The organism is Kordiimonas sp. SCSIO 12610 (assembly GCF_024398015.1).
Taxonomy (GTDB): domain Bacteria; phylum Pseudomonadota; class Alphaproteobacteria; order Sphingomonadales; family Kordiimonadaceae; genus CANLMI01.
In genome coordinates, this window is record NZ_CP073747.1 from 2,278,144 (window position 1) to 2,294,045 (window position 15,902).

The 15,902-nt window shown below is 45.7% G+C and carries 16 protein-coding genes and 1 tRNA gene; 4 read left to right on the forward strand and 13 right to left on the reverse strand.

Translation table 11 applies throughout. The features are described from left to right. Positions 1–57 precede the first annotated feature (57 nt). The 3 genes from pgmG to KFF44_RS10685 all read right to left on the reverse strand — a co-directional run bounded on the left by pgmG (position 58) and on the right by KFF44_RS10685 (position 2,872). Positions 58–1,437 (reverse strand): phosphoglucomutase/phosphomannomutase PgmG, encoded by a 1,380-nt coding sequence (gene pgmG, locus KFF44_RS10675; protein WP_255934110.1) that lies wholly within the window; start codon positions 1,435–1,437, stop codon positions 58–60. 93 nt (positions 1,438–1,530) lie between these two features. Beyond that, positions 1,531–2,010, reverse strand: coding sequence for a DnaJ domain-containing protein (locus KFF44_RS10680; RefSeq protein ID WP_255934112.1), 480 nt, complete (start codon positions 2,008–2,010; stop codon positions 1,531–1,533). Between the two features lie 25 nt (positions 2,011–2,035). Beyond that, on the reverse strand, positions 2,036–2,872 hold the full coding sequence (locus KFF44_RS10685; protein WP_255934113.1) for a division plane positioning ATPase MipZ: 837 nt from the start codon (positions 2,870–2,872) through the stop codon (positions 2,036–2,038). Positions 2,873–3,034: 162 nt separating this feature from the next. Here KFF44_RS10685 and KFF44_RS10690 point away from each other — a divergent pair, with 162 nt between their 5' ends. Both KFF44_RS10690 and panC read left to right on the forward strand, forming a co-directional pair. Continuing rightward, positions 3,035–4,018 carry a glucosaminidase domain-containing protein gene (locus KFF44_RS10690; RefSeq protein ID WP_255934114.1) on the forward strand — a complete coding sequence of 328 codons (984 nt, stop codon included), beginning with the start codon at positions 3,035–3,037 and terminating at the stop codon, positions 4,016–4,018. An 11-nt stretch (positions 4,019–4,029) separates the two neighbouring features. Further along, complete coding sequence (panC, locus tag KFF44_RS10695) at positions 4,030–4,896, forward strand: pantoate--beta-alanine ligase (protein ID WP_255934115.1); 867 nt, start codon at positions 4,030–4,032, stop codon at positions 4,894–4,896. 25 nt (positions 4,897–4,921) lie between these two features. Here panC and KFF44_RS10700 read toward each other — a convergent pair whose 3' ends face one another. The 5 genes from KFF44_RS10700 to KFF44_RS10720 form a co-directional block, all read right to left on the reverse strand. Then, on the reverse strand, positions 4,922–6,502 hold the full coding sequence (locus KFF44_RS10700; RefSeq protein WP_255934117.1) for a M20/M25/M40 family metallo-hydrolase: 1,581 nt from the start codon (positions 6,500–6,502) through the stop codon (positions 4,922–4,924). A gap of 24 nt (positions 6,503–6,526) precedes the next feature. Next, a complete protein-coding gene (locus KFF44_RS10705) occupies positions 6,527–6,964 on the reverse strand; it encodes a DUF1489 family protein (RefSeq protein ID WP_255934119.1) in 438 nt (145 codons plus the stop codon). Further along, a complete protein-coding gene (locus tag KFF44_RS10710; RefSeq protein WP_255934120.1) occupies positions 6,961–7,773 on the reverse strand; it encodes a response regulator in 813 nt (270 codons plus the stop codon). Before KFF44_RS10710 ends, KFF44_RS10705 begins: the two co-directional genes overlap by 4 nt. Then, a complete protein-coding gene (mgtE, locus tag KFF44_RS10715) occupies positions 7,770–9,242 on the reverse strand; it encodes a magnesium transporter (protein ID WP_255934121.1) in 1,473 nt (490 codons plus the stop codon). The genes KFF44_RS10710 and mgtE overlap by 4 nt, the downstream gene beginning before the upstream one ends. A gap of 182 nt (positions 9,243–9,424) precedes the next feature. Continuing rightward, entirely contained in the window at positions 9,425–10,846 is a 1,422-nt protein-coding gene (locus KFF44_RS10720) for a hypothetical protein (RefSeq protein ID WP_255934122.1), read from the reverse strand. Between the two features lie 179 nt (positions 10,847–11,025). On the opposite strand from KFF44_RS10720, the gene KFF44_RS10725 reads away from it, so the two are divergent. Beyond that, positions 11,026–12,399 (forward strand): pyridoxal-dependent decarboxylase, encoded by a 1,374-nt coding sequence (locus KFF44_RS10725; RefSeq protein ID WP_255934123.1) that lies wholly within the window; start codon positions 11,026–11,028, stop codon positions 12,397–12,399. 166 nt (positions 12,400–12,565) lie between these two features. On the opposite strand, the gene KFF44_RS10730 is transcribed toward KFF44_RS10725, so the two are convergent. Next, positions 12,566–12,654: transfer RNA gene (locus KFF44_RS10730), tRNA-Leu, on the reverse strand. Between the two features lie 96 nt (positions 12,655–12,750). Continuing rightward, entirely contained in the window at positions 12,751–12,987 is a 237-nt protein-coding gene (locus KFF44_RS10735) for a FliM/FliN family flagellar motor switch protein (RefSeq protein WP_255934124.1), read from the reverse strand. 187 nt (positions 12,988–13,174) lie between these two features. On the opposite strand from KFF44_RS10735, the gene lipB reads away from it, so the two are divergent. Next, positions 13,175–13,930: a lipoyl(octanoyl) transferase LipB gene (gene lipB / locus KFF44_RS10740; RefSeq protein ID WP_255934125.1), complete on the forward strand. Its 756-nt coding sequence runs from the start codon at positions 13,175–13,177 to the stop codon at positions 13,928–13,930. Between the two features lie 10 nt (positions 13,931–13,940). Here lipB and KFF44_RS10745 read toward each other — a convergent pair whose 3' ends face one another. From KFF44_RS10745 to argE, 3 genes are read right to left on the reverse strand one after another with little or no spacing between them, the layout of a single operon-like run. After that, on the reverse strand, positions 13,941–14,423 hold the full coding sequence (locus tag KFF44_RS10745; RefSeq protein WP_255934127.1) for a hypothetical protein: 483 nt from the start codon (positions 14,421–14,423) through the stop codon (positions 13,941–13,943). A gap of 33 nt (positions 14,424–14,456) precedes the next feature. After that, positions 14,457–14,741 (reverse strand): acylphosphatase, encoded by a 285-nt coding sequence (locus KFF44_RS10750; RefSeq protein ID WP_255934128.1) that lies wholly within the window; start codon positions 14,739–14,741, stop codon positions 14,457–14,459. Between the two features lie 3 nt (positions 14,742–14,744). Then, positions 14,745–15,890 (reverse strand): acetylornithine deacetylase, encoded by a 1,146-nt coding sequence (gene argE, locus KFF44_RS10755; RefSeq protein WP_255934130.1) that lies wholly within the window; start codon positions 15,888–15,890, stop codon positions 14,745–14,747. Positions 15,891–15,902 lie beyond the last annotated feature (12 nt).

A 15,902-nucleotide genomic window follows, 5' to 3' on the forward strand; every position in this document is an offset into this window, starting at 1 on the left:
GTAGCGCAGCAAGCCAATAGTTAAAGAGAGAAAATGCATCAAATCAAGAAACTTTTATTATAAATCGGCGGGTGCTGACACACCGCATGCCATTAATGCCTCACTAAGGGCGCTTTTCAAGCGTTTCAAGCCCGCTTCATCCGCCGCCTCACACCTGGCAACAAGGACAGCCTGTGTGTTTGATGCCCGTAACAGCCACCAACCGTCATCGGTATTAACCCGGACGCCATCAATTGTATTTACATCAGCGCCGCGGGCTACCAACCAGGCTTTCACATCATCAATAACAGCAAACTTTTTCGTGTCATCACAGTCAAAACGTAACTCGGGCGTATTAATCGCCTGCGGAAGTTCATCCTTTAATTTAACCAGATCACCACCCTGCTTGGTAATCGCATTCAGGAAGCGAATGCCTGCATAAATCGCGTCATCATGGCCGTAGAATTTATGCTTGTAGAAAATATGCCCTGACATTTCACCAGCAAGTGGGGCCGCAAGCTCGACCATTTTATCCTTTATTAGCGAATGCCCCGTTTTCCACATAATGGGTTCACCGCCTAATTCTTCAACACGATCAAAAAATGCTTGGCTTGCCTTTACATCCGCAATGATGGGTGCACCCGGCACTTCCTGAAGCAAATCACCAGCCATAATCGCAAGCATTTGATCCCCCCACACGACGCGCCCTTGGGCATCAATTGCGCCAATACGGTCACCGTCACCATCAAACGACAAGCCAATATCACAGTTATGATCGCGTACAACTTCCTTGAGCTGTTCCAAATTCTCTTCAACCGTTGGGTCAGCATGATGGTTCGGGAACGTGCCATCAACCTCGGCATTTATAACGATATGCTCGCCCCGAAGCTTATTCACAAGGGCAGCCACCGCAGGGCCTGCCGCACCATTTGCAGGGTCCCACGCAACCTTAAAGTCCTGCATATCAACATCTTTCAAAAGCCGTTCGATATAGCGGTCAAAAATATCTATATACTCGATATTACCATCACCCGTTTCAAAATCGCCATTTTGCGCAAGTGTGCCCAGCCCCTGAATGGCCTTTCCAAAGCAAGGCTTTTTACCAAGCATCATTTTAAAGCCGTTGTAATTTGGCGGATTGTGTGAGCCTGTCACCATCACACCTCCGTCCATATCAAGCTCGAAAACCGAATAATAAAGCATGGGTGTACCGCCAAGGCCCACACACTTCACGTCTATTCCTGTGCTGATAATCCCTTTCATCAAAGCCTCAGAAAATGCGGGCGATGATAACCTGCCATCATATCCAACAGAAACCGTTGTCCCCCCAGAGCGTTTTACACGCGTCCCAAACGCCTTACCAAGCGCGCGCGCATCATCAACATCGACTGTTTCACCAACAATCCCGCGCACATCATATTCCCGCAGAATAGTGGGGTGGAAATTATGTGGTATCATTGTCGTATCCTCGTCATCATCAGGTATTTAGGTATTATGGATTTCAGAAATAATAGTCGCCACTGAATATGGAGCAAAAATCTTACAAAACCGTTATGATTTAGGGTTCAAAAGTACACGCTTTGCTTCGTTTAACTTGGCTGCCATCCAGTCATTACCGCCCCTATCAGGGTGCACCTTCGCCATCATTTTTTTGTAGGCAGCGTTAATATCCTCTTCGCTTGCCCCCTCATTTAGCCCGAGCACTTCTAGCGCCTCTGCCCTACTCATAAGGTCATGTGCCTTCGCTGTACCGTGCATGCCTGATCTGTTTTCCCGATTTGAAAACTTATCATAGACATTTTTGGCAAACATCGCCTGCCCGAATATCCTCCACGCAGCATAGCCAATGGGGGCCAGTGCAAATACGCCGCGCCCTGTTGCTACAAGAATGGCAGCCAGCGCAATACAAACGAACACAATAGCCCAAAGGATTGTATTTTTTGCCGTTTTGACATCAGTTCGTGACCACCAACCAAGAAGCCACAAAAGAGACAACGCCAACAATAATCCTACTAAGAGCCATCCTATCATGCTCCTTTACCTACCTATCTTTTCATCAGGCCACTTTTTCGCGTCTAAACGGTAAATTCAAGCCATCCATCAATGAACGGAGTTCTTGACGCGCCGTTACGTGTGACATCGAAAGTCCTTTACCGTCCAATCCGCCTATTTCCTTCAAATCCAATAGTGTAAGGCCGTGCAGGAATAACTCACGGTAAACAACACGTTCGCTCAGGCCAGAAATATACCGGATACCTATTCTTTTCGTAAGCTCATTTAAAACTTTCTCTACGCGCTCTTTATTCTTGGCATGCAACGTCCCTACCCGGTTTCTAAGAACAACCCAGTCAATGGATGCACCATCTGCCATCGAGCGTCGTTGACGTGCTTTCCAGACCATTTCCGCATACAGGCTAGGCCCTACCACCTTATGATTTTCAGGGTCAACGCGGGCGAGCAAGTCCAAATCCACAAAGCTGTCATTAACGGGAGTCACGAGCGTATCTGCCGCAGTGTGTGCCAACCTCGATAAAAATGTATCGCTTCCGGGGCAGTCAATAACAATAACATCTACACTATCAGCAACATCGCTGTATGCAGCTTCAAAACGCGCTTTCTCATCGGCTTCGGATTCGTCGGCAGTACGATACTCTGACCTTGGCACAACGCGCTCGATGGGCATCGGCAAATCGAAACCACGGGTTTCACAGAACTTACGGCGATTTTCCACGTAACGTGTTAAACTTTTCTGCCGTGCATCCAGATCAATCGTGGCAACACGGTATCCTTCTGAAAGCAAGGATACAACGATATGCATCGCTGTTGTAGATTTTCCTGACCCCCCTTTTTCATTGCCGAGAACAATCAAATACGGTCGACCATATGTTGACATATACATACCCATTTACGAATTCTACGTGACAGAATTGACCGATCCTCAGGTTCAAATCTATCAGTTTATAACTACATATCTTTACTAATGGGGTTATAGCCGGATAAAATATAAATAGAAACGAAGAAGATTGATTTAAATATCAATGGGGAGCCATAATTCATGAAAGTCATTAGCAGATACATTGGTATCATTGCTCTGGTGGCTTTGTTTATTGTGCTTCCTATTTTCTCGGCGCGCTATTTCCTTCAAACCGCCAGAATCACCAGCTTAGAGCAAGGTACACCAAATTACCTTGCCCATGAGTCTCCTCCGAAAAGCACAGAGGAAGTTAACAATAAACTGGCTGGTGTTCTCGCTAAAAATTTCCAGAATATTGAAGCAATTCCGCGTGTGTTTTTAACACGTCTACCCGAATCACTACCGGAAATTGAGAACACTGCCAAACGGAAACAGTTGTTCATTTCAACAATGCTGCCCTTAATTTTACGCTCGAATGAACTTATTCTAGCCGACAGAAAAACTGCACTAAAATTAAAACGTAAGATTAACCGCGGTTACCTACTAAGGGCCACAGAGCGCGATTGGATCCATGGCCTTTTCAGAAAATATCTAAGCCAACAGGAGCGTGCTCAAATTGCGCTTCAACCTAGTGAAACTGATATTGATCGCCTGCTCTACAAATTGGACACCATCCCGCCCTCGCTTGCCATGGCGCAGGCTGCTATCGAGTCAGGGTGGGGAAGTAGTTACTTTTCGCAAGAAGGCAACGCACTCTTTGGGCAATGGGTTTGGGATGACAATGAGCCAGGAATTGTCCCAAGGGGGAGAGAAGAAGGCAAGACACACCGCGTCAAGAGCTTTGAATATTTACTTGATAGTGTAATAAGTTACATGACAAATTTAAACCGAAATAGTAACTATCCAGGCCTTAGAAGTAGACGCGCAGAACTTAAAAAGCATAATCTTCCAGTGACAGGACTTGCCCTTGCACCTTCGTTATTGAAATACTCCGAACAAGGGAGTGAATATGTTAGTAAAGTCATTAGTATGATCAACTATAATGGCTTTGATGCTCTCGATAATGCCTCATTGGCCCCTACCCGCAGGATAGCCGACAACACGACTATCCTCGCCTCTAATTAGGATTTCATACCTTGAACACTTCTGCGCTTATCCCTGTTACTCGAACAGTGGCTGACCTTAGAGATATCGTAAAAAAATGGCATGCGGATGGCTTAAAGGTTGGATTAGTACCAACTATGGGCGCCCTGCATCACGGGCACCTATCCCTCGTGAATGAAATCGCGAGTAAAGTTGACAAAATTATCGTGAGCATCTTCGTTAACCCAGCCCAATTTGGAGAAAACGAAGACTTAAGCAAGTACCCTCGTCAGGAAACGGAAGACAGGTCAAAGTTGACCGAAACCCAGGCAGATTTGGTTTTTGCCCCCAGTGTTTCAGAAATGTATCCCGATGGATTTGAAACTAAAGTTGCTGTCCCAAAACTCGGTAAGGATTATGAAGGGGTTAATCGACCGGGTCACTTTGAAGGCGTTGCAACTGTTGTGACGAAACTGATCCTCCAATCCCACGCTGATGTCGCAATCTTTGGCGAAAAGGATTATCAGCAGCTTGCCGTTATCAGGCGCTTTGTCAAAGATTTGAACATTTCCTGTGAAATTATGGGCGGTACACTCGTTCGCGAGAATGATGGCTTAGCTGCCTCCTCGCGGAATGTATATTTATCACCTAAAGAACGCGAAACGGCAGGAAGCTTCAACAAAATACTCAAGCAGTTAGTAATTGGTGCTGAGGTCGGTAAAAACCTTCGCAAACTGGAACAGGATGCAGCAAGCGAACTTTTGAAGGCAGGGTTTACGAAAGTTGACTATGTATCGATCGTTGACAAAGACACGCTTCTGCCAATTGATAAAATTAAAGGCGAAGCCAGAGTTATTTCAGTAGCCAGATTCGGCAATGTTCGTTTGCTGGATAATATGGCGATCAACTCGAAAGAATAAAGTGATCGCCATAATAAAATGCTGATTAATCGTTTGGTGTAGGTTCAGGCTTACGAGGGAAACGTTCTTCACGCATCGCAGCGTTATAAACAAAACTCGCCATAATAACTGCCGCCTGTTTCAAATCCTTTGCGTAAGCATGGTCCAGCATATCAATCTGGCTATGATGCAGACGTGATCCATAATCGAGCGGATCTTGAATAAACTGAAACCCCGGCAGACCAACATCATCAAATGGTTCATGGTCCGTACCGCCTGTGTTATTCAGCGTTACTGTTTTTGCCCCTACATCATGGAAAGGCTTAAGCCATTTTTCAAATATGTCAGCGGCTTCTGAATTTCCTTCGGCGTAAATTCCCCTTATTTTCCCCGAACCATTGTCCAAGTTAAAATAAGCTGAAAACTTATCGTACCCTTTCAGTTTAGTAATCGGGAATTGGCCGTAGTATTTTTCATAGGGCCCCATATATTTCAACTTAGGATCTTTATTGACTGGCCTTGTTACCAAATGATCCATGACATATTGCTGAGAACCGAAATAACCCTGTTCCTCACCACCCCAGAGGCCAATGCGGATTGTTCTTTTGGGTTTAATTCCGATCGCTTTTAATATTCTTACAGCTTCCATTGTTACAGCAACACCAGCACCATTATCAACAGCACCGTCACCGACGAACCAGCTATCAAGGTGAGCACCAAGCATAACAACTTCTGGATTTCGACCTTTGCCCTTAATCTCAGCGAGGGTTGAGTAGCTTTTCATATCATCGCGGTGGAACGTTACATCAACATTCATCGATAGTTTTACATCTTCACCCCAATTAATTAGCCGCACCATTCGCTCATAATGTTCAGCGGCCATACTGATACCAGGAACCCGAGCAGTTTCCCCTTCCCAGTGCTGGTACCCACTAGCCTCAATAAGCGCTGCACCGCGCGGTGATCTTTTCACCATCGCAGCAGCCCCTTCTTCCCTGAGGAAATGTTCGAGCTCGTATCCAAAATTAAAGAAATTTACCCACCCCGGGAGGTCATTTGTATCGTTCGATTCAGGAACATTATACTCAGATGTTCTTTTCAGGCTTTCTTCATCGCGCCGTGTAAATACTGTGTTCCTTGGCTCGCGCTGCGCCCGAACCCTACTGACGAGAACAATCTTGCCCTCTAGTTTACCTTTGTATTTTTCAAAATCCGCCTTGGAGCGCATCGGGGCGTACACAACCTCAGCTTCCAAAAGGCCGTCCGTTCCCGGATGCCAACTAATCGGATAGGCATATAGCTGGGTTTTTCGCGGGGCAGTCATGTGCACCTGGATTGAATTCATCGTCCAGCCCGGTCCAAAATCGAAGCCATCCAAATGGGCATTTTCCAGCCCCCATTCAGTTAACTGGTCTTTGGTCCAATTATTGGCTTCCAGCATTGCTGGTGTCCCTGTTAGGCGCGGGCCAATAACATCGCTCAAATATCCCAGCGTTTCCATAACCTGCGAGTTATTAAAGCCTTCATCACGAATTTTATTGATAATTTCCAGGTCGGGTTCATCATTTGCCCAAATCGGCACACCGAGGGCTGCTACCAACAATGCGCTTGCGATTATTTTTCTCATACTAAGTTCCTCCCCAACTATTTTTCAAAGTAACCCAAGTTCTTTCAGTTCTATCATCATTTCGGTTGGCATATCCTCATAAGATTGCTTTCCACCTGCTCCTGTTAGATCATCGGGGGCATCCTCACCTTTCAAGTAGCGCCAGCCCTGAAACCCTCGTTTTGGTCTTGGCTCGGTTAAAATCACCTCAGGCTTTACGAGCATATTAACCGCAGTTCGCCCATCCCCTGCTTGAAACTCTTCAAACCCAACCAATGGTGCACGTGCCAGAATGACATTCTTAACAATCCAGTATACTGACCCACCCTTTAAAAGCTCATCCTGCCTTTTCGGACGATTTCTAGTGGTAAGCGGCATTACGGTGCCATATGTCGTATGTTCGTAGGAAAAGCGTTCTACAACTTCCCTCAAGTGGTCTATTGATTTAACGCCCGCGGCAACTCTTAACAAATGTAGTGTCATTCAAATAACTCATGTCCTTCGCTGAACCATGCATAATCCCTGAAATGACGAAGGCCATCATTTCCAGCATAAACAAACCGAGGGTCGCTCACATAACTTTCGAATTGTTTCAAAAGCGGCCACATATCAGGCGCCCATGGGGTCTTAAGACCATTCGTGATTTCGCGCACATAATCCGGGAAACGAAGATAATCACCAAAGGTAGCGCTTTCATCCAAAATCAAACGTGACAGCCGACCAAGGTAACAAATTCTATCAACCATCCGGTATCCATATTCACTGCCAAGCGGCTTGAGTTCATCCATCAGGTAACTACCCACCCGATTTATTAATTCCTGATCTGTGGATAGATGATGTTGAACATCGGCAACGTCGTCACCGCGCATACCATTAACTGTATGTAATGCCCGCCGACGCAAGTCCTTCGGCAATGATGGAAACCCTGTTGTCATCCAGAAAGCGACCCTATGCCTCAAAACCTCAATTGGGCTTCCTTTTGCAACAAAGTCATCACCGCCAACACGCAGACCACCCCTGAAAATCTCAAGGTCATTATAACCTGTCATATAAATAATCGGCATCATCTTCATGCCTTGGCGTTCCATTGATTCCGCAAAATCAAAACCACCCATTCCCGGCATCTGAACATCACTGATAATAAGCGCTGGCTTAAAGGCCCTGACAATGTCCAAGCCATCTTCGACCGTATCCGCCGTGATTGCCTCAAAGCCGAAATGGCGAACTGCGGCCGCGTTTATGCTTAAAACAACAGGTTCATCATCAACAAGAAGGACAGGACCGTTTTTCATAAGCCCCCTTGCAGCAAGAAAAGGGCAGCAAGGCCAAGAAAAGCAAAAAAGCCAACAACATCGGTGATCGTCGTAACAAAAACACTCGACGCAATAGCGGGATCTATGCCGCTTCGCTGCATTGCAAGCGGGACGAGAATACCAAACAGTCCCGCCGCCAGCATATTAACAATCATTGCCGCAGCAAACACCCCGCCAAGCATTATGCTATCGAACCATAACCACGCTATGACCCCGGATATTAATGCAAGAATAACCCCGTTAAACCCGGCGACAATCACTTCGCGGCTTATATTCCTGAGGGCATTGGTTGTTCCCAATTCTTTGGTGGCTAGGGCGCGCACAGCCACAGTCATGGTTTGGGTGCCTGCATTGCCGCCCATCGACGCAACAATGGGCATCAAAACCGCAAGAGCAACCATTTGTTCGATCGTTGCGTCAAAGAACCCAATCACCGCAGAGGCAAGAATTGCTGTACCAAGGTTTGCAAGCAACCAAGTAAAGCGGCTTTTGGTAATTTCGCGAATATTTTCATTGAGGGCTGTGTCACCCCCAACACCTGCTAGCGCAAGGATATCCTCTTCGGCTTCTTCTTCAATAACATCGACAACATCATCAACCGTAATCACACCAACCAGACGGCGAGATTCGTCAATCACTGCCGCTGAAATCAGGTGATATTTTGTAAATTGGTATGCGACTTCTTCCTGATCCGCCTTGACATCAACAAGATAAAGCTCAGGGTCCATGATTGAGCCGATAGCCTTATCCCTGCCTGTCCGCATAACCCTGGAAAGGGGTACGCTACCTACTGGTTTGTGCCCAGGGTCAACCACAAAAATATCGTAAAAATCGTCTGGTACGTCGGCATCATCAGACCGCAGATAATCAATAGTCTGGCCAACCGTCCAAAACTCTGGCAACGCCACCAGGTCGCGCTGCATCAAACGTCCAGCAGAATCCTCGGGGAAACTTAAGCTTTCCTCAATCGCAACCCGGTCATCAACCGCGAGCGATTTTAATACTTCTTCACGGTCTTGATCATCAAGTTCTTCAAGGACATAGACAGCATCATCCGTCTCAAGCTCGTTTACCGCATCGGCAATCTGCTCGTTCGGGATATTCTCATATAGATCGTCCTGTGCTTCACCCTCAATCTCGATCAGAACTTCAGGGTCAAGTCTGGAACCCAAAAGTTCGATCAGTTTGAGGCGTTCTTTAGAGGCCAGAACCTCCAAAATATCGGCAACATCAGCGGCGTGAAAATCTTCTAGTAAGACAAAGAGAGCATCGGTATCTTCATCGCTCAGAATTTTCTGAAGCTGCTGGATGAACTCCCGGCTTATGTGAACATCAAGCTGTGGGCCCTCGGTCGTTTGATCTGTTGTCCGGTCATCCGCATTGATATCGAAAATTTTAACGTCTTTTGGAGTAGCATCAGGATCATTATTTTGGTCTTTATGTTCCATCACCCCTCCTTTGCTGTTTTAAAGCATATACTTACTTAGAAATTCATTTTGCACACGACACCGTGCATGTCATTGGTTTAATAGAATATATTCGCTCAAAAGGAAACCCGCTCTGACAACCTTTTCTTATTTTACACCGTGGGTATCAGCACGGCAAAAATAGATATATTTACCATAAGCAGTTAATCAGCGCCTTCAGCTATCAGTTTTTGCAAATTCATAGCCGCGGGCATTGCGTTATCCCTTAGTTTCATCATAATAGCGGCCTGTTTGGGGTCCGTCATATCAGCAGATTTGGCGACCGTCCCGAAAGGATCAAGCCTGTTACCTAAACTCCATTTCTGAAAGTCTTTTTCGCCCGAAAATGCATTCTGATTGAGCATGTTCCCAAAGAACGAAACCATCCATTCATACATGGTATCCGAGAGCATGATGGGCGTGCAAAGAGCATTCTTCTTTTTGTCATCATCGTAATGTGCTTCAACATAGCCAACCACGGCAGCACTATAGCTCACAAGCGGTGCGCGAACTGCCTGAATGGTGATCAAGGTTTCTGTAAACATCGGCTTGGTCGTTTTATCAAGGAATTCCACAGCAGAAGCGGTACAGTCAATGTAAAGCGTTGCAGCTGGTAGGTCTATTTCCTGACCATCTTGCATAACAAGGCCGCCCTCAGTAATATGATTGACACGTTTGCCCTTAATCACATTTGAAATCTGGCGAAGGACATCAACCTCACCTTTGCTGATCGTCGCATAATGGACCATCGAGGGCATTTCTTGTTCGTCAATACGAAGCATAACGCCAGCAGCCTCTAATTTCAAAAACAGGTCTTCTGGGGATACGGCTGTTGCGGCTGCTTCCATTTGCGCGGCAAAGCCACCAATAGACGCTTCAAAGTTTTCCTGGCCAGGCTGCGTTCCTGCACGGTTAATCAACCAAGATCCTCTGGGGCAAACCCAGTTGATGTCTTGAGCGTTGGCACCATTATCCATAAGCCAGACAATAGTATCCATCGCCGTTTTACCGCCCCCGATTACACAGTAACTTTTATGATGCGGCGCTTTTTTGGCTAGGTCATTCGGCGGAATAACCGTTACACCATCAGCATTGGAATATTTTCGTTGGTGAGTTGATGGAACGCTGGTTTTAAAGAAGGTACTATCAACAGTTTTAGCGCGAACATTGATCTGAAATTCTTCACCTGATATTACCGAGCGAACATTGCCAACTTTATCGCTATGCCCTCCAATATATTCATGCATGGGGTAATATTGGACACGGCCACTCGGAATAAAAACTTCCCGCATAACCCTGTCGAAATAAGCTAGTATTTCAGCGCCAGAAGCGAGTTCATAATAGCCCTTATTGGAACCATAAGTATCAATTCGCCCAGACCCCAGTTCCATAGACGAAACGCCATAAAAACTGGATGGCTGATGCAACCGTACGAACGGATATGCGTCATTCCAGTGCCCGCCCGGGGCCGCGTGATTATCAACTACGATGAATGTCGCATCGCCCTCACTTAGCATCACATCAACAAATGCCATAGCAGCAGCACCTGCTCCAATGACTAAATAATCACATTCCAATGTCTGCATTATAATTCCCCATCCTCAATTCAACATTACAATAACAAGCAAACTGTTTTAATACGAGTAATTAATTTAAAGCGACCACATTCGGCGCGTGACAATTGGCCCTAGTTCTAAATTAATCGTTTGGATCTTAGGAAAACTAAGGTAAACGACCACGTGGTTAAATTTAAGGTGCTAAAAGTATGAAACAGAGTCTGGAAACCTTCAATCGTTTGATGAATGCGCTTTTGGAAGACGAGCAGCAAAATCCTGTTTCAAAACACATTCCTGCAACAGATTTGTATGATCGTTTGGATCTATCTCTGCAAGCTGATGGTATTGATACTAAAAACCTTGAAAAAGCGCTGAAGGACATTGTTCTGGCGACCCCCAAAACAGCAACCCCATCATTCTTCAATCAACTTTTCGGCGGGCGGCAAGAACATGCTATACTCGGCGACCTTCTCGCCGTCATGCTTAACAACAGCATGTACACCTACAAGGTAGCAGGCCCGCAAATTGGTGTTGAGAAGGCTGTTTTACGCGAAGTATGTAACATGATTGGTTGGGACGAAAACTCGGATGGCACTCTCGCCGCTGGGGGCTCAATGACCAACCTTATGGGCATGATCATGGCGCGGGATGCCTTTAATGAGCGCACAAGGTTCGATGGTGTCCATCAAAAAATGACCGTATACACATCAGCTGACAGCCATTACAGCACTCAGAAGAACGCTGCCTTTGCGGGAATTGGCCGAAATCACGTTCGGCAAATACCGTCAGATACCGAAGGGAGGATGGATATGAATGCCCTTCGACGCACTATCGAGGCAGACATTACTGCCGGCTTCCATCCAATTTTGATCAATTGTACCGCCGCAACGACCGTTTTGGGCACGTATGATGACCTTGTTGCTGCAAGCCAGATTGCCAAGGAGTTTGACATTTGGCTGCATGTGGACGGCGCTTATGGTGGTTCAGTTTTATTTAGCGAAAAATACCGTCATTTAATCGAAGGGGTTGAACTGGTAAACTCCTTCACATTGAACGCGCACAAGATGCTTGGCACGCCGCTGAGTTGTTCATTGATTGTCGTTAAGGATAAGAAGTACCTTTACGATTCTTTCTCTAACGATGCATCATATCTTTATCAAACCGATCATGATGATTTCAATCTTGGCAAAACATCACTGCAATGCGGTCGACGAAATGATGCCCTTAAATTCTGGGTCCTTTGGAAAAGCGTTGGCACAAATGGTCTTGGCCAAATTATCGACAAACAATTTGAACTTGCTGATATCGCCAGAGACTACGTGAGAGGCAACCCGGATTATACGGACTATAGTATCGATGATACCGTGGCTATTTGCTTCAATTACAAAGGAATAGCAGCAGAAGATATCTGTACGCAGCTTTATGAAAATTCTGAATTACTTGTTGGCTATGGATCGTTTAAAGACGATACGTTCATCAGGCTGGTAACGGTTAACGCTAATAATGAAAAACAAGATATTTTAAACTTTTTCAATACGTTAGAGGCGTTTGTAGCAAATAACAAAGAACTCTTCGGTGAGTAACAGAGATACCTTTGCACCATGACACATTCTGACCTATAGGTTTAAGCGAACTTTCTGCGGCAAAATTCAGTGGCCTCTTTTCGATGTAAACAGGCATCAAAAACCATAACTGATCAGTTTCTAACTTGATCAAGAATTGAGTTTTATTTGGTATAGTAAGAAGGAATGGTGCGGCCGAGAAGACTCGAACTTCCACGGGAAATTAATCCCACAGCGACCTCAACGCTGCGCGTCTACCAATTCCGCCACGGCCGCACAAGGTCGGGCGCTTAACTAGCAAGGAAAGAGAACTGCGGCAAGTAAAAAGTTTCATCAAAATGAAATAATTTTCATCCCGAACTGCAAGCAGCATTAAACCTGAAGTTCGCTCATCATGCGCGTAATTGAGACGCCTATTTTATCGCCGACAATCATAATTTCACCACGCGCAAATAATTCACCGTTCGCGTAGATCCAGCACTCATCCTCATGGCCGGCGTCGAGATCAATAACAGCACCACGCCCCATTTTCAGAAGCTGACGTATTGGCATATGGCAACTGCCAACAACAACCGTGATATCAACCGACACCCGATTTACTGCTTCCACATGCCTCTCCTGTTTATTGATAGTGCCTAAGTTTATAGATTGCTTCCATGCTTAACCAAAATCAAGCGACGTTACAATTCTATATTCGTCCTTATGATGTCCTACACGATTATGGTTAGCAAGTTATTAACCAATCAACACATTAAAATGACTTGGCATACTATATTGATAAGGTTATAGAGCGTGCATGAGTTGTGCACAAAAATTACCTGATGATCTAACATCCGTTGAGTGGAAAATCAGTGATGAGCTAATCAGCTATCCTGATGCGCTCGAATTTATGGAAGAACGCGTTCGCGCCATTCGCACTGGCGAAGCAAACGAGCTTGTTTGGTTACTGGAGCACCCACCTCTCTATACCGCAGGAACGAGCGCCAAACCATCCGACCTTGTCGATCCTGATCGCTTTCCGGTTTATGATGCAGGGCGCGGCGGTGAATATACCTATCATGGCCCTGGTCAAAGGGTCGTTTACTTCCTTCTTGATTTGAAAAAGCGCGGCAAAGACATCCGTAAGTTTGTCTATAACCTTGAAGAAGTGATTATCCAAACCCTTGAAACCTTTGGCGTGCAAAGCGAGCGCAAACAGGGACGCGTTGGCGTTTGGGTTGATCGTCCTGATGGGTCGGAAGAGAAAATAGCCGCTATCGGTGTTCGTGTGCGCCAGTGGGTTACTTACCACGGGATCGCCATTAATGTTGAACCTGATCTGGAACATTTCCAGGGTATTGTACCGTGCGGAATTTCAGAACACGGTGTCACCTCGATGACGGCACTTGGCCTTCCGATTACGATGAATGATTTGGATGTTGCGCTTAAAACAGTCTTTGATGAAATTTTTGGCCTACGCCCCAAAGAAATGCTCTTTAATCCGGCTTCTAAGCAAGCAACGCGAATTCCCAAAAAGTCAATCGAAGAAACTCATCCTGTTTTCCAGATATAATTGCCCAGCCCTAAATCACCTTACTTTTAACGCCCAGCAAATGAATAAAACTGGTCACTTTGCCAAGTTCATTTTGTAACGGCAGATCTATGACCTCAAAAGGCAAATATTCCCTTCCCTCAAGCGGAACAACACCCTTTGCCCACCCAATATAAGGACCCATTTCCAGTTTGTGGAAATGCTGTTTACTGGAAGCAACATGCCCCGGCGCCATAGACTGACACAGCGGCGCCCCCGTAAAGTCCTGCGCAAACAAATCTACAAATCCGGTTCCAAAAATCCTGAAAATATAGTCGTCGCCATCTTCAATCTTATCGCTTAAAGCCATATTTGGGTGCCAACCGGCAAAATCATGAATTTTAAAGTCTGACCAGCGAGGTATGCTACCACCACTCATTTTTGAATAATAGATATCAAGGAAACTTGCAAAAATCGGAATATCTGGTCGAGGTTCTAACGGAAATTGTTTTAAAACGTTGGTATATTCACTCATACAGCCCCCACAACCACATGCATTTCATTTGTTTTATACAGTAGGTTTTATTTCAAACCTTGCAGGTACAAATCCCTGTGCATCTTCAATTACGATCTCACTTACAACCGCATTATCAGGGCCTGTGTAACATAAATCAATCATTCTATCCACACGCTCAGTGGTTCCGATAATCAAAGCCTCCACATCACCGTTGATACGATTTCGCACGAAACCATCGATGCCCAACCCTAATGCTTGTTGCTCACACCATTTTCGGTACCAGACACCCTGAACCTTGCCTTTGATGGTTAAGCGCTTCGCAATACGGTCTTGCATATCTCAGCACATAACCTCGATAACCCGTTCGATAAATTTTTCACCAGCCTCGACTTGCTCAAGGCTGATAAATTCATCTGGTTTATGCGCTTGCGCAATATCACCTGGGCCACACACAACAACCGGAAAATCGATAGATTGAAAATGACCACCTTCCGTGCCAAATGCAACCACGGTTGTCTCGTTCTTATTGGCAAGTTTTAGGGCCAGGGCTTCGCCGTCTGATCCGGGGTCAGCCTTGAGCGGTGGAAGGTAGGCCCACACTTCGTTTTCAACACTACATTCTGGGAATTTTTCTTTGATTTTCACTTCAACAACGTCATGTAAATATCTGTTATATTTATCTAATATCGCTGATGGATCATCGTTCGGCACAGGCCTGAATTCCCAATCAAATTCACATGTATTGGAGATGATATTAAAGGCACTGCCCCCCGATATAGGCCCGATATTGAAAGAAGTATAGGGAGGATCAAAAGCTTCATCGCGGGCGCCTAGTATCCTTGCTTCCTCAGCCATTTCAGTAATGAACTGGATCAGCTGAGCCGCAACCACCACTGCATTCACACCATCATCAGGCCTGCTTGAATGTGCTTCACGGCCAACGATTTTCGTTTTAGAAACATGCTGGCCTTTATGCGCAGCTGCAACCTGCATTGATGTCGGCTCGCCGACAACTACAAGCCGCGGCGGCGCAACATGGTCTGCCATATGCTTAACCATTGACTGCACACCCAAACACCCAACTTCTTCGTCATATGAAAAGGCAAAATGAATAGGAAGCTTTAGATTTGCATCCTTCATTTTTGGTAGACTGGCGAGCACAATAGCGATAAAGCTTTTCATATCCGCAGTGCCGCGGCCGAAAAGTTTACCCTCTGCCTCCCTCACAGTAAAAGGATCGCTGGACCATTTCTGTCCCTCTATTGGAACAACATCTGTATGACCAGACAGCACAATTCCACCTGGCACATTCGGCCCAACAGTCGCGAAGAGATTAGCCTTCGTTTTTTCATCATTATAGATGAGTGTAGGCTCAATCCCCTCTTCTTTTAAATACGCGGCGATGTAATCTATTAATTCAAGATTTGATTCGCTGGAGATTGTATTAAACCCAACCAGCTTTTCGATCCATTCCCGCGTATTCATGGGCTGCTCCCA